Origin of the sequence: Microbacterium sp. NPDC077644 (genome assembly GCF_040702785.1) — a bacterium.
Classification (GTDB): domain Bacteria; phylum Actinomycetota; class Actinomycetes; order Actinomycetales; family Microbacteriaceae; genus Microbacterium.
Window position 1 is genome coordinate 447,955 of the sequence record NZ_JBFBME010000001.1, and the last position, 19,794, is coordinate 467,748.

Below are 19,794 nucleotides of genomic sequence, written 5' to 3' on the forward strand. Positions count from 1 at the left end.
CGGCGCTCAGCCGGGAAGGCCGAGCGAGGGGGAGTACGGGGCGAGGGAGATCAGCAGGCACGCGGTCCAGTGGCACAGGAACGCCAGCACGGTGCACAGATGGAACAGCTCGTGGAACCCGAAGTGGCCCGGCCAGATGTTCGGCTTCTTCAGCGCATAGGCGACGGCGCCGAGTGTGTAGAGCACACCGCCGACGCACACGAGCACCATCATCGCGACGTTGGCGATGACCAGGTCCACCATGTACATCACGGCCGCCCATCCGAGCACGAGGTACAGCGCGACGTACAGCCAGCGCGGTGCGCCGATCCAGAAAACGCGGAACAGGATGCCGAGGATCGCGCCGCCCCAGACGAGGCTGAGGAGCAGGACGCCCTTCTCCGGCACGAGGGCGTTGACCGCGAGCGGCGTGTAGGTGCCGGCGATCAGCAGCAGGATGTTCGCGTGGTCGATCCGCTTGAGGATGAGCTTGGTCTTCGGCTTCCAGTTGATGCGGTGATACAGCGCGGAGTTGCCGAACAGCAGCAGCGAGCTCGCCATGAAGACGGCGGCAGCCCACTTCGCCGGTGCCCCCTGGGCGAGAACGATCAGCACGATGCCTGCGGCGATCGCGACGGGGAAGGTGCCCGCGTGCAGCCAGCCCCGCCATGTCGGCTTGATCTCCACCTCGGCGTCGGCGGATGCGGCCTTCAGCAGCGGCAGCTCGGGAACAGGAACGGCGTCAGTCTCGGGTGCGCTCACGTGCTCACTCTAAGACGACCTCCATGCCGTGAAGCGCACATATCCGGGATCCACAGCACCATCACACGGGTCTGCGAGGGTTGCGCGGTAGCGTAGGCACGTGAATGCACGTGCGAGCGAGGGCCGGGGCCCGCTGTACCGGCTCTACAGCAACCGCCTCCGACGCCGTCTCGACGCGGCATCCGTCCCGCACCATGTCGCGATGATGATCGACGGCAACCGGCGGTGGGCGAGGCAGCTGGGCTTCGACTCGGCGGCGGACGGCCACCGTGCAGGAGCGGCGAAGATGCGCGAGTTCCTGGGGTGGTGCGATGAGATCGGCGTGCGCGTCGTGTCGCTGTACCTGCTCTCGAGCGACAATCTCCGCAAGCGCGACTCGAAGGAGATCGAGGACCTCATCGAGATCATCGCCGAGCTCGCCGAGTCGCTGTCGCAGCAGGCCGGGTGGCGGGTCAAGCACGTCGGTCGGAGCGATATCCTGCCCGAGGAGCTCGCGCGGGTGCTGCACGACGCCGAGGAGCGCACGAAGGACAACGCAGGTCTCCACGTCAATCTCGCCGTCGGCTACGGCGGACGCAACGAGATCGTGGATGCCGTGCGCTCGATCATCGCGAAGCACGACGCGTCCGGGGGGAGTCTGGAGGACCTCGCCGCGAACCTCACGCCCGAGATGATCGGCGAGCACCTCTACACCGGCGGGCAGCCCGATCCCGACCTCGTGATCCGCACCAGCGGCGAGCAGCGTCTCAGCGACTTCCTGCTGTGGCAGAGCGCGCACAGCGAGTTCTACTTCGTCGAGGCACTGGGGCCCGATCTCCGTCAGGTCGACTTCCTGCGTGCCATCCGCGACTTCACCGACCGCGATCGGCGCTTCGGGCGCTGAAGCCGCCTGGGGCGGACTGCCCATACCCGCCGTCACAGTCCCGTGGGAGACTCATCGAGTGAGCGCATTCGACGACTATCTCGCCACCTTCGACGGCGATCCCGGCTACCTCGACTGGGCCGCGTTCGGGCCGATCTCCCAGGCCGTGCGCGCCGAGGTCTTCGCCGATGCCGATCTGCTGGGCAGCGGACGTCCTTCCTCGCGCAAGCTCGTCGCCGAGCGGCTCGACGAGGCGCGGGCGCTCGCCGCCGAACTGCTGGGCGTCGCCGCCGACACCGTGACGCTGCAGCCGTCGTCGTCGCACGGGCTCATGCACGCGCTGTTCGGACTCACCGGAACCGTGGTCGCATCGACGGCGGAGTTCGCCAGCGTGACGATGACGCTCGAGCGTGCGGCGCAGCTGTCCGGCGGCGATCTCGTCCCGCGCTGGATCACGCCCGAGGACCGGTTCGTGTCGGTGGATGCCGTCGCCGAGGCGCTCGATGACGACGTGACCGCGCTCGTGGTCAGTCACGTCGACTTCCGCACCGGCTACCGCGCCGACCTCGCCGGTCTCCGCGAGGTGCTGGGACCGGACCGGCTGCTGATCGTCGACGCCGTGCAGTCATTCGGCGTGATCGACGACGACTACGCCGCCGCGGACGTCGTCGTCGGCCACGGCTACAAGTGGCTCCGTGCGGCGCGAGGCACGGGCTTCGCCTCGTTCTCCGCGCTCGCGCGAGAGCGGATCGCGCCCGTGCTGTCGGGGCTCGCCGGGGTCGACGGCGGGCTTCCCATCGACGAGCGTCCTTCGCCGGCGGCATCCGCCCGCGCCTTCGTCGTGAGCGGCGCAGATCAGCTCGCCGTCGCGCGGCTGGCGATCGCGCTGCGGGATGTGCGCGACGCCGGAGTCGGCGCGATCGACGAGGCGATCAGCGGGCGCGTCGACGTCATCCTCGAGATCGCGGAGCGCCACGGCATCCCGGTGCTGACCCCGCGCGAGCGTGAGCGTCGCGGCGGGATCGTCGCCCTCGCGCCCGAGGCGCCCGCGGCTGTCTCGGCGGCGCTCACGAACGCCGGCGTCGTCGCCACAACACGGGGCGCGACGGTGCGGGTCGCGGCCCATGCCGGCACCACGGACGACACGCTGCGCATGCTCGACGACGCCCTCGGCACGGTCGTCGGAGCGGGCGCCTGAGCGCGCCCGAGAGTTAATCTGCACGTAACCGACGCTTCGGGCGTGTCGAGTGCGCAGATGCTCGTCGGTGGTCGTACGTTCAAGGCATCGGACACGGTGTCCGGTCGAGTCGGCCCTCAGGTTCGCGACTCGTGACCCCAGGTCGACTCGTGGCATAGCCGGGAAGCATCCCGGGTCGGGAGTGGGTCGTGACCACACGTACAGCACAGCAGTCCACCCGTCAGGCCTCGCGCCGGTCGTCCTCGGACAAGCCGGATCAGGACCTCCGCACGTACGTGCTCGACACGTCGGTGCTGCTGTCGGATCCTCAGGCGCTGTTCCGCTTCGCCGAGCACTCGATCGTCCTCCCGGTCGTGGTGATCACGGAGCTCGAAGGCAAGCGGCACGATCCGGAGATCGGGTACTTCGCCCGCCAGGCGCTGCGCCACCTCGACGAGCTGCGCATCGAGCACGGGCGCCTCGACTTCCCGGTGCCCGTCGGCGAGGGAGGCACCCTCCGGGTGGAGCTGAACAACTCCGACGCCAGCGCGCTGCCCAGCGGCATCCGACTCGCCGACAACGACAGCCGCATCCTCGCGGTCGCCATGAACCTCGCCCAGGACGGTCAGGACGTCACGATCGTCTCGAAGGACCTGCCGATGCGCGTCAAGGCTGCATCCCTCGGCCTCAGCGCGGAGGAGTACCTCGCCGAGCAGGCTGTGGACTCCGGCTGGACCGGGATCGCCTCGCTGAACCTGTCGGGCGACGACATCAGCGATCTGTACGAGAGCGAAGTCGGCATCAGCGAGGACGCCCGCGGGCTCCCGGTGAACACCGGCCTCATCATCCACTCCGAGCGCGGATCGGCACTCGGCCGCGTCACCGGCGACGGCGAGTACCGGCTGGTGCGCGGCGACCGCGAACTGTTCGGCATGCACGGACGGTCGGCTGAGCAGCGCATCGCCATCGACCTGCTGCTCGACCCCGAAGTCGGGATCGTGTCGCTGGGCGGACGCGCGGGAACCGGCAAGTCGGCGCTCGCGCTGTGCGCCGGGCTCGAGGCCGTTCTCGAGCGTCAGCAGCAGAAGAAGATCATCGTCTTCCGTCCGCTGTTCGCCGTCGGCGGTCAGGAGCTCGGCTACCTGCCGGGAGACCAGAACGAGAAGATGGGCCCATGGGGGCAGGCGGTGTTCGACACCCTCGGCTCGGTCGTGTCGGGCAACGTCATGGACGAGGTCGTCGAGCGCGGCCTGCTCGAGGTGCTGCCGCTGACGCACATCCGCGGCCGCTCGCTGCACGACGCATTCGTGATCGTCGACGAGGCGCAGTCGCTGGAGCGGAACGTGCTGCTGACGGTGCTGAGCCGGATGGGCCAGAACTCGCGCGTCGTGCTCACCCACGACGTCGGACAGCGCGACAACCTGCGCGTCGGCCGCCACGACGGCATCGCCTCGGTGATCGAGACGCTCAAGGGACACGACCTGTTCGGCCACGTGACACTCATGCGCTCCGAGCGCTCCGCCATCGCGGCCCTGGTCACCGACCTGCTGGAGGGCGGCGAACTCAGCTGAGCTTTCGCCCCTCGATCTGCGGAGGGTGTCCCGATCTGCTGACGGATTCGTAGTAAATGTCAGCAGATCGGGATCGGGTCCGCAGAACGGGTCAGTTGCGGGCCCTGAGGCGGTCGAGTGCGCCGCATATGGCCGATTGGACGGTCGGCCAGTCGTGCACGATCTGTGCGTAGTCGAAGTGCAGGGTTTCATACCCGAGACGGGATGCTGCGGCATCCCGCACTCGATCCTTGTGCATCATCGTCCCGTCATGATTCTTCTTCCCGTCGGCTTCGAGGATCAGGCGGCCGCCGAGCACGAAGTCGACTCGCCCGACACCGTCGATCGAGACCTGACAGTCGAGGCGGATGCCGAGGACGTGGAGGCGCAGCCGCAGGAGCGATTCCAGGCCGCTGTCGGCATCCGAGCGTGCGAGATCGACGAGCCAGCGAGCGGATGCCGGCAGAGCAGCCCGTACGCGAGCGCGAGCCGCCGCGGACAGCAGACGCTTCCGCCACGCCGACTCGAAGGCGGCGAAGAACGCCTCATCGCCTGCGCAGCGGCGGAAGTGCACCAGCGCGGTCTCGAGGCTCGCGCGCCCGAGGGGAGGTGTGCCGCGGTAGAAGTGCGAGACGCATGCGCAGCCGTCATGCGGGTGCGCATGGCGGTCGGACCCGAGCCACACGTGTGGCACCTCCGTGGTGTCCAGGGCCCAGATCCCGGCCAGCTGCAGCACGCTCGCGCAGGTCAGCGCGCCTCCGTGGGCGGTCGCCGACCGGATGTCGCCGTCGAGCGGTTCGACTGCGAAGACACCGTCACGGATGCGTTGGATCTCTCCGCGTCGCACGCAGTTCGTGAGTGTTCGACGAGTGAAGCCAAGCGTCTGAAGATGAGCGCCGCGAGCGATGCCGCCGAGGCGCCGGATGGTGTCGGACGCGGAGAGCATGCATCACAGCCTGCCCGTTGAGCAGCATCCGCCCTGAGCCACCAGGCGCGAACCGTGCACGGCTTGGCAATCTGCAGACCTGTGCAGGAGGAGTTGTACGCCCCGATCTGCGGAGGGATACCCGATCTGCTGACGAAGTGGTGAGAAACGTCAGCAGATCGGGGACGAGTCAGCGGATCGGGGCGGAGTAAGGGCCGCGGCGCGTCAGCCCGGGTGGGTCATGCTCAGCAGGTCGAGCTTCTCGTCGAGCTGCTCGATCGTGATCTCGCCGCGCTCGACGTATCCGAGGTCGATGACGGCGTCGCGCACAGTCATGCCCTTGGCGACCGAGTGCTTGGCGATCTTCGCGGCGGCCTCGTAGCCGATGACCTTGTTCAGCGGGGTGACGATCGACGGGCTCATGCCGGCGAAGGCCGCGGCGCGCTCGGTGTTCGCCTGCAGGCCGTCGATGGTCTTGTCGGCGAGGACGCGCGAGGCGTTGCCGAGCAGGCGGATCGACTCGAGAAGGGCCGTGCCCATGACGGGGATCGCGACGTTGAGCTCGAAGGAACCGGATGCTCCGGCCCAGGCCACGGTCGCGTCGTTGCCGATGACGCGCGCGCACACCATGAGCACGGCCTCGGGGACGACGGGGTTCACCTTGCCGGGCATGATCGACGAACCGGGCTGCAGGTCGGGGATGTGGAGCTCGCCGAGACCGGTGTTCGGGCCGGAGCCCATCCAGCGCAGGTCGTTGTTGATCTTCGTCAGCGACACCGCGATCGTGCGCAGGGCACCGGAGGTCTCGACGAGTCCATCGCGGTTGGCCTGCGCCTCGAAGTGGTCCTTGGCCTCGGTGATCGGCAGCTCGGTCTCGGCCGCGAGCAGCTCGATGACCTTCTGCGGGAAGCCGAGCGGCGTGTTGATGCCGGTGCCGACGGCCGTGCCGCCCAGAGGCACCTCGGCGACCCGGGGGAGCGCGGACTGCACGCGCTCGATGCCGAGGCGGATCTGACGGGCGTAGCCGCCGAACTCCTGGCCGAGGGTGACGGGGGTGGCGTCCATCAGGTGCGTGCGGCCGGACTTGACGGCGTCCTTCCACAGCTCGGCCTTCGCCTCGAGCGCCACGGCGAGGTGGTCGAGCGAGGGGATGAGCGTGTCGATCAGCGCCTGCGTGACGGCGATGTGCACCGACGTCGGGAAGACGTCGTTGGACGACTGCGAGGCGTTCACGTGGTCGTTCGGATGGACGGCGGAGCCGAGGATGCCGGTGGCGAGCGTCGCCAGCACCTCGTTCATGTTCATGTTCGAGGACGTGCCGGATCCGGTCTGGTACGTGTCGACGGGGAACTCGCCGTCGTGCTTGCCCGAGGCGACCTCGTCAGCGGCCTGCGCGATCGCGTCGGCGATGGCGCCGTCGAGGGTGCCGAGCTCCTTGTTCGCGAGGGCCGCGGCCTTCTTGATCCGCGCGAGAGCGGCGATCTGCGCCGACTCCAGGCCCTTGCCCGAGATCGGGAAGTTCTCCACGGCGCGCTGGGTCTGGGCGCTGTACAGCGCGTTGACGGGAACCCGCACCTCGCCCATCGTGTCGTGCTCGATGCGGAATTCGGTCTCGGTCACTTCGATCCCTCCTGGTCTGCGAGGTCGTCCGTCGACCCCGTGTCGATTCCAACGGTGATGACGGGCACGGCCGTGCCCTCGGAAAGCCGGTAGTTCGCGCCCACGATGCCCAGACGCCCCTCGGCGACGGCATCGCTGATCAACTCGGACGACTGCAGCAGGTTCGCGACGGTGTTGCGCAGGTGCTCGCGTCCGACCTGTTCGGCGTCGATGTCCTCCGGGGTGCTGCCGCCGTTGGCCGCCAGCACCTTGCGCGCGGCGGGGATGATCGGGGCGATGAGCTTCCAGATGTGCGGCGGCAGGGGAGCGGCGTCGATGGCGGTGCCGTCGATCGCTGCTCGGACGGCACCGCACGAGTCGTGTGCGAGCACGACGATGAGTGGGACCTGCAGGACCTCGACGGCGTACTCGAGGCTGCCGACGATGGACTCGCCGATCACCTGGCCGGCGTTGCGCACGACGAACAGGTCGCCCAGTCCCTTGTCGAAGATGATCTCGGCAGCAAGGCGCGAGTCGGAGCATCCGAACAGCGTCGCCATCGGGTTCTGGCCGTCCGCGAGCTCGTGCCGCTTCTCGACGTTCTGATTCGGATGCCGAGGCTCACCCGCGACGAAGCGACGATTGCCGTCCAGCATCTCCTGCCAGGCGGCGGTGGGGGTGAGCGCGGTCATTCTGCCTCCGAAATGGTCTGGATCTGCGGGACGAGCGATTCGGCGAGCTCGGCGGTGGAATCGGCCGATCGCGACCCGTACAGCAGCACGTAGTCGTCACCCGCCTGGGTTCCCAGCGCATAGCTGACGTTGTTGTCGGTCTTGCCGGCGAGCTCGTAGACGTCCCAGTCGAGCCCGCCGATGCGGGTGGTGTCCGTCGGCGCCGATCCGTTCAGCACCTGAGGGGCCCAGGATGCATCGGTGTCGAAGGCCTGACCGATGCGGATGAATCCGCGCTCGCTCTCGTCGGCTGGGGCGAGGGTGACGTTCCACACGGTCGTGGCGCCGCCCTGCAGTTCGGCGGCGTTGACCCGCCAGAAGTCGCCGAGTTCCGGGATGATGACGGGACTGTCCATGGTCGACTCGACGTCGGCGGCGATGCGGGCGACGTCCACCTCGGGGGTGGATGCCGGCTCACCGCGCGGCACGGCGAAGATGATGACGGCGACCACGGCGAGAGTGATGATGAGGGCGGCGATGAGGTTGCGGAACGACTGGCTCGCCCGGTAGTTCCTGCTGAACTCGGCCTTGCGCGCGGCGGTCTCCTCGGGAGTCTCCGGGCGTCCGAGCTCGGCGACGACGGGAGGCTGCTTGCTCACGACTCGTCCTCGTCACCGTCATCGGATGCCTCGGGACGGGTCGCCTCGAGGCGGCGCTTCGCGCCGAGCAGCCACTCCTCGCATCGCGCAGCGAGGGCCTCGCCGCGCTCCCACAGGGCGAGCGAGTGTTCGAGGGTGGGTGCGCCCTGTTCGAGTTCCGCGACGACGCGAACGAGCTCGTCGCGAGCGGCCTCGAACGACAGGGTCTCCACGGGGGTCGCGTTCGGCGCAGTCACGCCTTCCATCCTACGACTCCGCGCCGACGCGGCCCGCCCGCTGCTCGGCCCTCAGGCGGTCTCGGCGATCTCGCCGTCCGACCGGGCGGCGAGCGAGCCCCGGTCCACCGTGATGGTCAGTGCGGTTCCAGCGGGGGCGTCGGCGGCATCCCGCAGGATCACGCCGCCGTCGAGGTGCGCGATCGCGTAGCCGCGGGCGAGGGTCGCCGCCGGCGACAGTGCCCGCAGGGATGCGCGTAGCTCGGAGGTCTTCCTGGAAGCCGCGTCGAGGTGACGGGCGACAGTGTCGCGGCCGCGGGAAAGCAGCAGCCACAGTTCCTGCGCACGGTCGTCGATGATCGGGTCGGGGGAGCGCAGCACGGGGCGCGAGCGCAGCTGCTCGAGCTGCGCGATGTCGTGCGAGATGCGCTGGGTGAGCCGGGAGTTCGCCCGGGCGCGCAACTGACCGATCAGGGCCCGCTGCTCGCCGACATCGGGCACGACGCGCTTGGCGGCATCCGTCGGAGTCGACGCGCGCAGATCCGCGACGTCGTCGAGGATCGGGTGGTCGTTCTCGTGCCCGATGGCCGAGACGACAGGCGTGGATGCCGCAGCAACGGCCCGCACGAGGCGCTCATCGCTGAAGCCCAGCAGCGTCTGCGGGTCGCCGCCCCCGCGAGCGATGATGATCACGTCGACCTCGGGGTCGGCATCCAGTCGCTTCAGCGCCGCCAGGGTCTCGGGTACGCACCGGTCGCCCTGCACGGCGGCGTACTCGGTGCGGAAGCGCACCTGCGGCCAGCGCAGCTCGGCGTTGCGGTGCACGTCCTTCTCGGCATCCGATCGCTCGCCGGTGATGAGTCCGATCACGTGGGGCAGGAACGGCAGCGGCTTCTTGCGGCCCTCGTCGAACAGACCCTCCTGTCGGAGCTGCGCTCGCAGCCGTTCGAGGCGCTCGAGCTGATCGCCGAGGCCCACGTGCTTCATGCTCGAGACGGTGAAGCTGAAATCCCCGGCCTTGACGAAGTAGTCGGCCTTCACCGCCGCGATGACGTGGTCGCCGACAGCCAGATCGGCGGGAATGCGCCCCCGCACGCTGGACCAGATCCTGATCGAGATCTGGGCGTCGGACTGGGTGTCCTTCAGTCTTCCGAAGATGTTGCCGCCGCGGACGTTCCACGAGGTGATCTCACCCTCGACCCAGACCGTGTTCCAGCGTGCGACGAAGTCGCGGATCGTGCCGTTGAGCCGGGCGACGGAGGTGGGGGCGTCGGCCGTCGAGTCGCGGGGCGCGACGGCATCTGCTGGCGGGGCTGCGCCGTTCGCAGGAGATGCCTCGAAGACGGTCATCGGGGTCCTTCCGTGTGCGTGATGCCCGAATCCGCGTCCAGGCCCCTCCATGGCGCCCGTCGGTAGACTCGGAGGGTGAGCCAGGCCACCATACATCTTCCCGTTCCCCGCATCCCTCGGTCGCGGGCGGCGCGGCTTCAGAATAACCCGGTCGACGGACACAAGCGCGTTCTGCTCGCCGCCCCGCGCGGCTACTGCGCCGGGGTGGATCGAGCCGTGGTCGCCGTCGAGAAGGCTCTGGAGCGCTACGGTGCCCCGGTGTACGTGCGCAAGCAGATCGTGCACAACATCCACGTCGTCACCGAGCTCGAGGACAAGGGAGCGATCTTCGTCGAGGAGGTCGACGAGGTGCCGGAGGGCGCTCACGTCGTCTTCAGCGCACACGGTGTCTCGCCTGCCGTCGTGGGCGCCGCCTCGGACCGTGGGCTGCACGCGATCGACGCCACCTGCCCGCTGGTGACCAAGGTGCACCGCGAGGCCGTCCGCTTCGCGCGCGACGACTACGAGATCCTCCTCATCGGTCACGAAGGACACGAAGAGGTCGAGGGGACGGCCGGAGAGGCGCCCGATCATGTCACGATCGTCAACTCGCCCGAGGAGGCGGACACGGTCCAGGTGAAGGATCCGTCGAAGGTCGTCTGGCTGTCGCAGACGACGCTGTCCGTCGACGAGACCATGGAGACGGTCAACCGACTGCGCACGCGCTTCCCCGAGCTGCAGAATCCGCCGTCCGACGACATCTGCTACGCGACGCAGAACCGCCAGGTCGCGATCAAGAAGGTCGCGAAGGACGCCGATCTCGTCATCGTCGTCGGGTCGTCGAACTCCTCGAACTCGGTGCGCCTCGTCGAGGTCGCGCTGGAGTACGGCGCGAAGGCCGCGTACCGCGTCGACTACGCCGAAGAGGTCAAGCAGGAGTGGCTCGACGGCGTCACCACGGTCGGTGTCACCAGCGGCGCGTCGGTTCCGGAAGTCCTCGTCCGCGAGGTGCTGGAAGCCCTGAGCACGGCCGGCTACGAGGACGTCGAAGAGGTCCGCACGGCCGAAGAGGACCTGATGTTCTCGCTGCCCAAGGAGCTGCGTCAGGACATCTCGGGTCAGCGCGACACGCGGGCCCTGGGCGGGCGCACGGGATCCGCCGCCTCATGACCGAGCGCCCGCAGTACGGCGAATTGGCCACGCCGGAGGAGCAGCGCAGACTTGCCGGACTGCCGCCGGTCGAGGAGCAGCCTCCGGCCCCGGCCGCGGCCGCATCCCCGGAGCCGGTCGCGCAGAGCCGCGAGCCCCGTCGGTGGGACAGGATCATCACGATCGCCCTGCTCGTGTACGGGGTCTTCAACGTCTTCATGACCGGCATGTCGTACCTCGACCTGCCCGGTGTGATGAACGAGAGCATGCGCATCCTGGGTATCGAGGGCAAGTTCACGAACTTCGACCAGGCCCGGGTCTGGGGCACGATTGCCGCGATCGTCCTCGTGGCGGGCTGGGTCATCACCGCGCTGATCTCGGTGCGGAGGCTGCGTGCGTCGAAGCTCGCGTGGTGGGTGCCGTTGGTCGGCGCCGTCGTGACGATGCTCGTCGCGTCGGTGTGCATCAGCATCCCCATGGTGGGGGACCCGGCCTTCCAGGCTTACCTGGCCGGCGCCGGCGCGTCCTAGACCTGGCAACCGGTCTGAGGCCGGCGAGAGCCTGGTTAGGCTCGAAGCATGGATCAGAACAGTCTCGGCGTGCAGCTCTCCTACGCTTCCGTGGACCGCGGCGACGGCAGCGATCCACGCGCCGCGGCGACCGAGGTCCTGCGCTCCGTGCGTGCGCTCGCCGCGGTGCGCGACGCGACCATCGCCTGGGGCGACGCGGACGAGGCTGTGCTGCTGATCCCGGTGACCGACGACGATCAGGTCCTCACGCTGACGGACGAGGACACCATCGCGACAGAGCTGACGATCGGGTCGCTCCGGGACGCTTTCGCGGATGCCGGGCTGAACCTGTGGATCGACGGCGGCGAGAGCGTCGACTTCGATGAGTTCGAGGCGGAGTTCACCGCCGATGAGGGATCAGCGGTCGAGCATGTCGACGAGGACCTGCCCGAAGAAGACGAGGACGATCTCGACCCGGAGCTGTTCGAGCCGCAGCCGGTCGATGTCGCGGCCTTCTCGCATCGGGGACCGGTTGCGGCCCGGTTCCTCGCGGAGGCGAACGGCACCGATGTGGTCCATGCCGAGTCCGGCACGTGGTCGCTGCAGCGCTTCCGCACTACCGAGCCGACGGGGGCCTGGCCGTCGTCGGCGGCCGAACTTCCACTGATCGAGCTCAACCGGACCGGAGACGGCGGCAGCTGGATCGAGGTCACGGCCCGCGCCAACGAGACTGTCCCGTTCTGGACGGATGCCGAGCGCGACACGCTGCCGGTTCTCGACATCGCGTCGATCGCCGTGCCCGAGACCGCTGAGGTGTACCGGCGGCTTCTGGCGGAGGGCGACGGAACCAGGGATGAGCTCGAGGTCCTCGGCGCCCGCGGCGTCGTGGACGTCGACGCTGCGCACCGTGCTCTCGTCGCGGAGTCGCTCGGAGGTGTGGTCGGGTCCGAGGCGCGCCTGCGAGCGTTCCTCGCGTCGTTCCGCATTCCAGCCGGCCTGATCGATTCCGCGCTGAGCGCACAGATACCGGTCGGTCAGCGCTTCGCGCCGTCCGGATGGATCGCGGCGATCGGGGAGAGCTTCCTCTCCGGGATCGGAGAGTGGACGCCGCTGACGCGGCGGGAGACGCCGTGGGCGCGGGTCGTCCGGTTCGTGCGCGCGCGGCCCGCGGTCGGTCTCGCGGTCGGCGCTGCAGAACTCGCGAGCGGAGCCGTCCTTGCACGGCGCCGCGGAGTCGGACGCGTGGCCGGCATTGTGCTCATCGTGGATGCGGTCGCGGATCTCGTTATCTGGGCGATGCGCCTGTCGCGTCGATGACGCAGATCAGGCCCCGGACCGTGCGGTCCGAGGCCTGATGCGGGGCGATGCGGTCAGCTCTGCGACTGGCCGTGGCTCCCGAGCTGCCTGGTCGACTCGACGACGCGAGCGGCCATGGCCGACTCGGCGACCTTGCCCCAGGCGCGCGGGTCGTACTGCTTCTTGTTGCCGACCTCGCCGTCGACCTTGAGGACGCCGTCGTAGTTCTTGAACATGTAGTCGGCGATCGCACGGGTGAACGCGTACTGCGTGTCGGTGTCGATGTTCATCTTGATGACGCCGTTGGCGACCGCGGTGGCGATCTCCTCGTCGGTGGAGCCCGAGCCGCCGTGGAAGACGAGGTCGAGGGGCTTGGGGCCGGTGCCGTACTTGGCGGCGACCTGCTCCTGGATCTCGCCGAGGAGCTCAGGGCGCAGCTTCACGCCGCCCGGCTTGTAGACGCCGTGCACGTTGCCGAAGGTGAGGGCGGCGATGTAGCGGCCCTGCTCGCCGAGCCCCAGGGCCTGAACGGCCTGGTCGACATCGGCGAACGTCGTGTAGAGGGCCTCGTTCGAGCCCTCGTGGGTGACGCCGTCCTCTTCGCCGCCGACGACGCCGATCTCGACCTCGAGGATGGCGTTGATGGCCTTGATGCGGGGGAGTAGGTCCTTCGCGATCTCGATGTTCTCCTGCAGCGGCACAGCCGAGCCGTCCCACATGTGCGACTGGAAGATGGGGTTGCGGCCGGCCTTGACCTCTTCCTCGGACGCTGCGATCAGCGGCTCGACGAAGCCGGCGAGCGCATCCTTCGGGCAGTGGTCCGTGTGCAGGGCCACGGTGACCGGGTAGTTCTTGGCGACCTCGGTTGCGTAGCGAGCGAAGGCGAGGGCACCGGTGGCGCGAGCCTTGACCGTGTGGCCGGCGAAGTAGTCGGCGCCGCCGGTGGTCACCTGGATGATGCCGTCCGAGCCCGCCTCGGTGAGGCCCTGGAGCACGGCGTTGATGGTCTGCGAGCTGGAGACGTTGAACGCGGGATACGCGAAGCCACCGGCCTTCGCGCGGTCGAGCATCTCTGCGTACTGTTCCGGGGTGGCGACGGGCATGGAAACTCCTGCGATAGATGAAGCCGGGACAGTGCTCACTCTATCGTCGGTGGTGCGGGATGCCGCCGCCTTCGGGCCGCCCTGTACCCGCGGTCTTCGCGAACGTTAAGAAACGCGATTCCTTCGCGGCATATCGCGCGAAACAGCGGGCGGTCTGACGTGCCCGCTGGCTAGGCTGGCCCCATGGTGAGTCTGACGGCCGATATGAGCCCGCTGCGTCCCGATCGAAACCTCGCACTCGAGCTGGTGCGCGCGACCGAGGCGGCGTCGATCAGGGCGGTGCCGTTCATCGGACGCGGCGACAAGGAAGCCGCGGACGGTGCGGCCGTCGACGCCATGCGAGCGTTCCTGGGGACCGTGAACTTCCAGGGCAGGGTCGTCATCGGCGAGGGCGAGAAGGACAACGCGCCCATGCTGTTCAACGGCGAGGTCGTCGGCTCCGGCCGCGGTCCGGAGTGCGACATCGCCGTCGACCCGATCGACGGCACCTCGCTCACTGCTGCCGGGCGTCAGAACGCCCTCTCGGTCATCGCCGTCTCCGACCGGGGGACGATGCTCGACGCGTCCAGCGTCTTCTACATGGACAAGCTCGTGACCGGTCCTGCCGGTGTGGGCGTCGTCGACATCAACCTTCCCGTCGGTGAGAACATCCGACTGCTGGCGAAGGCACTGGGCAAGCCGGTCGATGAGATCGTCGTCTCGGTGCTGAACCGACCGCGCCACGAGAAGCTCATCGAGGAGATCCGCGAGGCGGGCGCCGGCACCCGTCTCATGAGCGACGGTGACGTCGCCGGCGGCATCAACGCCGCCCGCCACGGCGCGCGCACCGACATGTGCGTCGGTGTCGGCGGCAGCCCGGAGGGCATCGTCACCGCGTGCGCGATCAAAGCGCTCGGTGGGCACATCCAGGGTCGGCTCTGGCCGCGCGACGACGACGAGCGCCAGCGCGGCATCGACGCCGGACTGAAGATGGACCACGTCTACGAGGCCGACGAGCTCGTCCAGGGAGACAACACCCTCTTCGTCGCGACCGGCGTCACGGACGGTCAGCTCGTGGCCGGCGTGCGTCGTGAGGGCAACTACGTCTACACCGAGTCGGTCGTGCTGCGCGGCGCCTCCGGGACGCTGCGCCGCATCTCGTCGGAGCACCTCGTCTCGAAGTGGCTCTGACGCCCGCACCTGCCTCCGCGTAGCGGCCAGGAGCCGCCGCTCCCGCGGTTCTCAGGCATTGCTGGCAGAATGGATGGCGTCGCCGACAGTCTCAGGGCGACACCACCGGGAGGGCAAGAGATGACCACGGGACAGACGGGCAGCGACGAGAAGTCGGCACCGGTGCAGATGGTCACCACCAACACCGGTCGTATTCTGCGGATCTCACCGGAAGACGAAGCCGCCCGCGCTGCCGCGGCTGCGGCCGCGACCACTGCGGCACCGGCGAACATGGATCCCGCGCGCCGGACGGACGTGCTGTTCCGGGTGCGCCGTGCCGAGGGGCATGAGCTGAGCCCGTGGTGGATGGTCGGCGCGTTCCTCGTGACGTCGGGTCTCGTGATCGCCCTGCTGAGCTGGGTTCCCTACAGCGCCTGACCCCTGCCGACCCCATCCGTGATCGAATCGTCGGCGACTCGGTGCCGCACCGATCCGAGGTCGGCTTCGATCTCGACGATCGGTCGGTCGGCTGTCGGCTCGCCGTCGCTTCCCGCGTCGACGGTCAGTTCAGGGGCGGTGAACTTGCGCGGGCTGTTCGTGATCACCGGCGGCGCGGCGTCCAGCGCTGACGCATCGATGCCGGGAAACTGCCGCGCCGTCACGAGTACACGCGTCTCCAACGAACCGGCGAAGCGGTTGTAGCTGTCCACCGTGCGCTCGAGCGCGCGCCGGAGGTCGTCGGCATGGCCGGCTAGGGTGCCCAGCCGGTCGAACAGCTGCGTGCCGAGGGCGAGCAGGTTGCGGGCCTCGGTCGACACCTCCTGCTGAGTCCAGGTGTAGGCCACGGTCTTCAGCACTGCCCAGAGGTTGACCGGTGACGCAAGCGCGACGCGTTTGCCGAACGCGTAGTCGAGCAGCGCAGGATCCTCATCGATGGCAGCGGCCAGCAGAGACTCACTGGGCAGGAAGCAGATCACGAACTCGGGGCTCGCGTCGAGCCCTGACCAGTAGGCCTTCTTCGCCAGCGCGTCGACGTGTGCACGAACCGCTTTGACGTGCTTCTGCATGTGCTGCCGTCGCTGCGCCTCGTGCGCATCGCCGCCCGGCAGCGCTGTCGCTTCGAGGTACGCGTCGAGAGGCACTTTTGCATCGACAGCGATCGAGGTGCCGCCCGGAAGTCGCACGATCATGTCCGGTCGGCCCTGTCCTCGGTCGGACGAGATGGTCGACTGCAGATCGAAGTCGACGTGTCTGGTCAGACCAGCTGCCTCCACGACCCGACGCAGTTGGGTCTCGCCCCACACGCCCCTCGTCGATGTCGAGCGCAGTGCCCCTGCGAGCGACTCGGTCGTTGCGCGCAGCGCCTCATCCGACTCCTGCGCCCTGCGCAGCTGCTCGGCCAGTGAGCCGAACTGCGCATGCCGCTCCTGCTCGAGCGACGCCACCTTGCTCTGCATCTGCTGCAGCGACTCGCGCACAGGGGCGAGCGCGGTGAGCACCGCGTTCTGCTGCTGCACCCGGTCTGCCTCTGCCCGCTGCTGCGCACGGGCGTGCTCGACGGCATCCCGGTACAGGTCGTACTGCCGGTCGCGGTCGTCTCGAGCGGCGGAGAGCTCTGCCTGAACCCGCGCGAGGTCGGTCGCCGTCGCCGACTGCTGCGCTGAGGATCGAGCGGCGCGTGCGAACCACCCGGCGGCGCCCCCGGCGGCGAGGGCCGCGAGAGCCAGAACCACGATCAACAGAGCATCCATACCGCCATGATGCCGACGGCCACGGACATCGCCGTGCAGGCGCCCCGCGGCGTATTCAGTCCGCGGCGTGCTCCTCGAGGATCGCGCGCATGTCGGTGAGTCCGAACTGGTCGGCGATCGCGAGCGCGGAGAGCGTGCCGGCATTCTGATCGGCACCGGCATCCAGCAGCATCCGGAGCAGCGTCTCGTTCTTGCGGAACACGGCGCACGAGATCGCCGTCTGGCCGTTGCCGTTGACCGCATCCAGTGCGGCGCCGCGTCGGATCAGATCCGCGACCGTGTGCTCCTCCTCGGCATAGGTCGCGACGATCAGGAACGTGTCGCCGCGCGGATTCCGGAGATCGATCGGCACACCGGCGTCGATCATCTCGCCGAGCGGTCCGGTGCGCCCCTGGCGCGCGAGGTCGAAGGTGCCCTCGATGACTTCGAGGCTGACGGGGGAGTCGCCGGAAGGATTCGTCATGCTCTCATTCTCGCGTGACGTGAGCGCGAATGCGCTCAGGCCGCACGAGCCTGGGCGGCAGCCGCTGGAGCATCCGTCACCCGCAGGCTCAGCGCCGTCGCGAGCGCGTGCACGTCGGCGGCGCCCATGCGTCGCGCCGAATCGATGACGATCTCCGCGCACGCGCGGGCATCCGCGAGGGCGTCATGGTGCGAGAACTCCGCGAACCCGGCGGCGGCCGCGGCCATCGGCAGCCGGTAGGACTCGAGGTCGTAGACCTTGCGGGCGACCTGCAGGCTGCACAGCGAACGGTAGGGCGGGCACTCCAGGTCGGTGACCTCGGATGCCGTGCGCAGCACCTTCAGGTCGAATCCGGCGTTGTGCGCCACCAGGACGTCGGCTCCGGCGAAAGCGCACAGCCTGTCGAACTGCTCGGTCCAGGTCGCGGCTTGCACGACATCCTGGGGGCGGATGCCGTGGATCCTGATGTTCCACTCCTGGAATTCGTCGTGGCCCGCGGGCGGGCGGATCAGCCATCCCGCCGTCGCGACGACCCGCCCGTCACGGACGCGCACGAGGCCGACGGAACACGCCGAAGCCGGGCTGGAGTTCGCAGTCTCGAAGTCGATCGCAGTGAAGTCCAGGGGCACGTCTTCACCCTCTCCCCGCGCCCTGCTCGATCGGCGCAGGCGCGCCGTAGGCTTGCGGCATGGGCGATGATCGGGCGACATCCTTCGGTGCGGCGGCGGGCGACTACGAGGCGGCGCGACCCGACTATCCGTTCGAAGCCGTGGCCTGGATGCTCGAGCAGCTGCCGCACGGATCGCGCCGCATCGCGGATGTCGGTGCCGGAACGGGCAAGCTGACCCGCGTGCTCGCGGATGCGCCGGACGCGGAGGTGATCGCCATCGATCCGGATGCCGCGATGCTCGCGCAGCTGCGCGAGAGCGTGCCGGGGGTGCCGACGTTCCTCGGCACGGCCGAGCGACTGCCGGTTCCGGATTCGAGCCTGGATGCCGTCGTGCTCGGCCAGGCCTGGCATTGGGTCGATCCGGTCATGGGGTCCGCCGGGATCGGGCGAGCGATCCGCTCGGGCGGAACGCTCGGGCTCATCTGGAATCTGCGGGACGACAGCGCGCCGTGGGTCATGCGTCTGACCGAGATCATGCGCACCTCTCCCGCGTCGGGCATGTTCGACGGGGACGGGCCGACGGTCGGCGAGCCGTTCTCTGCGCTCGAGGAGCGGTCGTGGCGCTGGGTGCGTCCGATGACCCGGCCGCAGTTGCACCGGATGGCCGGCTCACGGAGCTTCTTCATCACCGCAGCGGAGGAGGTGCGCCGCGGCATCCATGACGAAATGGACGTGCTGTTCGACGAGCTCGGCCTGCACGGCGACGCCACCATCGACCTCCCGTACGTGACGCGCGCGTTCCGCGCCGTCCGCGCGTGAGCCGCACGAGCCGAACGGCTCCGCCCGCCCCCGTGCACAGCTTCGGAGCGTGGCGCCGACACGCCGCGTGATCGCGCCGGACGACGGCGTGCCCCGCGCGGCATCCGAAGTTGTGCTCGCCGGTAGACTCTTACCCCGTGGCTCTCACTATCGGAATCGTCGGCCTGCCCAACGTCGGCAAGTCCACCCTCTTCAACGCCCTGACCAAGAACGACGTGCTCGCGGCGAACTATCCGTTCGCGACGATCGAGCCGAACGTCGGAGTGGTCAATCTCCCCGATTCGCGTCTGGAGGTGCTGGCGGGCATCTTCGGCAGCGAGCGGATTCTGCCGGCGACCGTGTCCTTCGTCGACATCGCCGGCATCGTCCGCGGCGCGAGCGAGGGGGAGGGGCTCGGCAACCAGTTCCTCGCCAACATCCGCGAGGCGGACGCCATCGCGCAGGTCGTGCGCGGCTTCGCCGACGATGACGTCGTGCACGTCGACGGGGCGATCAACCCGCAGGGGGATCTCGAGACGATCAACGCCGAGCTCATGCTCGCCGACCTGCAGACCGTTGAGAAGGCGCTGCCGCGGTACGAGAAGGAGGTCAAGCAGAAGAAGCTCGACCCGTCCGTCCTCGAGGCGGCGAACGCGGCGAAGGATGCTCTGGAGCGGGGCGCCCTGCTGTCGACGTCGGGCATCGACCTTGCTCCGATCAAGGAGCTGGGCCTTCTGACCTCGAAGCCGGTCATCTTCGTCTTCAACGTCGATGAGGCCGTGCTGACGGACGCCGCCCGCAAGGCAGAGCTGGAGGCACTGGTCGCACCGGCCAAGGCGATCTTCCTCGACGCGAAGATCGAATCCGAGCTGATCGACCTCGACCCTGAGGACGCTGCCGAGCTGCTGGCATCCACCGGTCAGGACGAATCGGGGCTCGACCAGCTCGCCCGCATCGGCTTCGACACACTGGGTCTGCAGACGTATCTGACCGCCGGTCCCAAGGAGGCCCGCGCCTGGACGATCGGCAAGGGCTGGAAGGCGCCGCAGGCCGCCGGTGTCATCCACACCGACTTCGAGAAGGGTTTCATCAAGGCCGAGATCATCTCGTTCCACGACCTCGTCGAGACGGGGTCGGTCGTCGAAGCCCGCTCCAAGGGCAAGGCGCGCCTGGAGGGCAAGGACTACGTCATGCAGGATGGCGACGTGGTCGAGTTCCGGTTCAACGTGTAGCGGAAC

At 68.8% G+C, this 19,794-nt stretch carries 21 protein-coding genes; 10 read left to right on the forward strand and 11 right to left on the reverse strand.

The window, feature by feature from the left end; all coding sequences use genetic code 11:
- Window positions 1–6: 6 nt before the first annotated feature.
- Window positions 7–741 (reverse strand): hemolysin III family protein, encoded by a 735-nt coding sequence (locus tag AB0269_RS02120; protein ID WP_366209521.1) that lies wholly within the window; start codon window positions 739–741, stop codon window positions 7–9.
- Between the two features lie 100 nt (window positions 742–841).
- Between AB0269_RS02120 and AB0269_RS02125 the strand changes: the two genes are divergently transcribed.
- From AB0269_RS02125 to AB0269_RS02135, 3 genes are all read left to right on the forward strand, one after another.
- Window positions 842–1,624 (forward strand): isoprenyl transferase, encoded by a 783-nt coding sequence (locus AB0269_RS02125; protein ID WP_366209522.1) that lies wholly within the window; start codon window positions 842–844, stop codon window positions 1,622–1,624.
- Window positions 1,625–1,682: 58 nt separating this feature from the next.
- Window positions 1,683–2,801 (forward strand): aminotransferase class V-fold PLP-dependent enzyme, encoded by a 1,119-nt coding sequence (locus tag AB0269_RS02130; RefSeq protein ID WP_366209523.1) that lies wholly within the window; start codon window positions 1,683–1,685, stop codon window positions 2,799–2,801.
- Window positions 2,802–3,076: 275 nt separating this feature from the next.
- Window positions 3,077–4,351, forward strand: coding sequence for a PhoH family protein (locus tag AB0269_RS02135; protein WP_175986134.1), 1,275 nt, complete (start codon window positions 3,077–3,079; stop codon window positions 4,349–4,351).
- Between the two features lie 91 nt (window positions 4,352–4,442).
- Here the strand turns inward: AB0269_RS02135 and AB0269_RS02140 are convergent, their stop codons facing one another.
- From AB0269_RS02140 to xseA, 6 genes are all read right to left on the reverse strand, one after another.
- Complete coding sequence (locus AB0269_RS02140) at window positions 4,443–5,276, reverse strand: DUF559 domain-containing protein (RefSeq protein WP_366209524.1); 834 nt, start codon at window positions 5,274–5,276, stop codon at window positions 4,443–4,445.
- A 204-nt stretch (window positions 5,277–5,480) separates the two neighbouring features.
- Window positions 5,481–6,875 (reverse strand): class II fumarate hydratase, encoded by a 1,395-nt coding sequence (locus tag AB0269_RS02145; RefSeq protein WP_366209525.1) that lies wholly within the window; start codon window positions 6,873–6,875, stop codon window positions 5,481–5,483.
- Window positions 6,872–7,546: a carbonic anhydrase gene (locus tag AB0269_RS02150; protein ID WP_366209526.1), complete on the reverse strand. Its 675-nt coding sequence runs from the start codon at window positions 7,544–7,546 to the stop codon at window positions 6,872–6,874. The genes AB0269_RS02145 and AB0269_RS02150 overlap by 4 nt, the downstream gene beginning before the upstream one ends.
- Window positions 7,543–8,184, reverse strand: coding sequence for a DUF4245 family protein (locus tag AB0269_RS02155; RefSeq protein WP_366209527.1), 642 nt, complete (start codon window positions 8,182–8,184; stop codon window positions 7,543–7,545). Before AB0269_RS02155 ends, AB0269_RS02150 begins: the two co-directional genes overlap by 4 nt.
- The gene (locus AB0269_RS02160) at window positions 8,181–8,429 is read right to left on the reverse strand and encodes an exodeoxyribonuclease VII small subunit (RefSeq protein WP_366209528.1); all 249 of its coding nucleotides are present in this window, start codon (window positions 8,427–8,429) and stop codon (window positions 8,181–8,183) included. Before AB0269_RS02160 ends, AB0269_RS02155 begins: the two co-directional genes overlap by 4 nt.
- Window positions 8,430–8,471: 42 nt before the next feature.
- Window positions 8,472–9,749, reverse strand: a complete 1,278-nt coding sequence (xseA, locus tag AB0269_RS02165; RefSeq protein WP_366209529.1) for an exodeoxyribonuclease VII large subunit — start codon at window positions 9,747–9,749, stop codon at window positions 8,472–8,474.
- Between the two features lie 75 nt (window positions 9,750–9,824).
- On the opposite strand from xseA, the gene AB0269_RS02170 reads away from it, so the two are divergent.
- From AB0269_RS02170 to AB0269_RS02180, 3 genes are read left to right on the forward strand one after another with little or no spacing between them, the layout of a single operon-like run.
- Window positions 9,825–10,898 (forward strand): 4-hydroxy-3-methylbut-2-enyl diphosphate reductase, encoded by a 1,074-nt coding sequence (locus tag AB0269_RS02170; RefSeq protein ID WP_366209530.1) that lies wholly within the window; start codon window positions 9,825–9,827, stop codon window positions 10,896–10,898.
- On the forward strand, window positions 10,895–11,407 hold the full coding sequence (locus AB0269_RS02175) for a DUF6264 family protein (RefSeq protein ID WP_366209531.1): 513 nt from the start codon (window positions 10,895–10,897) through the stop codon (window positions 11,405–11,407). The genes AB0269_RS02170 and AB0269_RS02175 overlap by 4 nt, the downstream gene beginning before the upstream one ends.
- Window positions 11,408–11,455: 48 nt before the next feature.
- Entirely contained in the window at window positions 11,456–12,703 is a 1,248-nt protein-coding gene (locus tag AB0269_RS02180) for a hypothetical protein (protein WP_366209532.1), read from the forward strand.
- Between the two features lie 53 nt (window positions 12,704–12,756).
- Here the strand turns inward: AB0269_RS02180 and fbaA are convergent, their stop codons facing one another.
- Window positions 12,757–13,785: a class II fructose-bisphosphate aldolase gene (fbaA, locus tag AB0269_RS02185; protein ID WP_366209533.1), complete on the reverse strand. Its 1,029-nt coding sequence runs from the start codon at window positions 13,783–13,785 to the stop codon at window positions 12,757–12,759.
- A 183-nt stretch (window positions 13,786–13,968) separates the two neighbouring features.
- Between fbaA and glpX the strand changes: the two genes are divergently transcribed.
- Complete coding sequence (gene glpX / locus AB0269_RS02190; protein WP_366209534.1) at window positions 13,969–14,955, forward strand: class II fructose-bisphosphatase; 987 nt, start codon at window positions 13,969–13,971, stop codon at window positions 14,953–14,955.
- A 120-nt stretch (window positions 14,956–15,075) separates the two neighbouring features.
- A complete protein-coding gene (locus tag AB0269_RS02195) occupies window positions 15,076–15,372 on the forward strand; it encodes a hypothetical protein (protein WP_366209535.1) in 297 nt (98 codons plus the stop codon).
- Here AB0269_RS02195 and AB0269_RS02200 read toward each other — a convergent pair.
- From AB0269_RS02200 to AB0269_RS02210, 3 genes are read right to left on the reverse strand one after another with little or no spacing between them, the layout of a single operon-like run.
- Window positions 15,360–16,685 (reverse strand): DNA recombination protein RmuC, encoded by a 1,326-nt coding sequence (locus tag AB0269_RS02200; RefSeq protein WP_366209536.1) that lies wholly within the window; start codon window positions 16,683–16,685, stop codon window positions 15,360–15,362. The two genes, AB0269_RS02195 and AB0269_RS02200, sit on opposite strands and share 13 nt — an antisense overlap.
- A gap of 55 nt (window positions 16,686–16,740) precedes the next feature.
- Window positions 16,741–17,148 (reverse strand): ankyrin repeat domain-containing protein, encoded by a 408-nt coding sequence (locus AB0269_RS02205; protein WP_175985837.1) that lies wholly within the window; start codon window positions 17,146–17,148, stop codon window positions 16,741–16,743.
- A gap of 35 nt (window positions 17,149–17,183) precedes the next feature.
- Window positions 17,184–17,777 carry a 3'-5' exonuclease gene (locus AB0269_RS02210; RefSeq protein WP_175985838.1) on the reverse strand — a complete coding sequence of 198 codons (594 nt, stop codon included), beginning with the start codon at window positions 17,775–17,777 and terminating at the stop codon, window positions 17,184–17,186.
- 59 nt (window positions 17,778–17,836) lie between these two features.
- Here AB0269_RS02210 and AB0269_RS02215 point away from each other — a divergent pair, with 59 nt between their 5' ends.
- Window positions 17,837–18,577 (forward strand): class I SAM-dependent methyltransferase, encoded by a 741-nt coding sequence (locus AB0269_RS02215; RefSeq protein ID WP_366209537.1) that lies wholly within the window; start codon window positions 17,837–17,839, stop codon window positions 18,575–18,577.
- 137 nt (window positions 18,578–18,714) lie between these two features.
- Complete coding sequence (ychF, locus tag AB0269_RS02220; protein WP_366209538.1) at window positions 18,715–19,788, forward strand: redox-regulated ATPase YchF; 1,074 nt, start codon at window positions 18,715–18,717, stop codon at window positions 19,786–19,788.
- Window positions 19,789–19,794 lie beyond the last annotated feature (6 nt).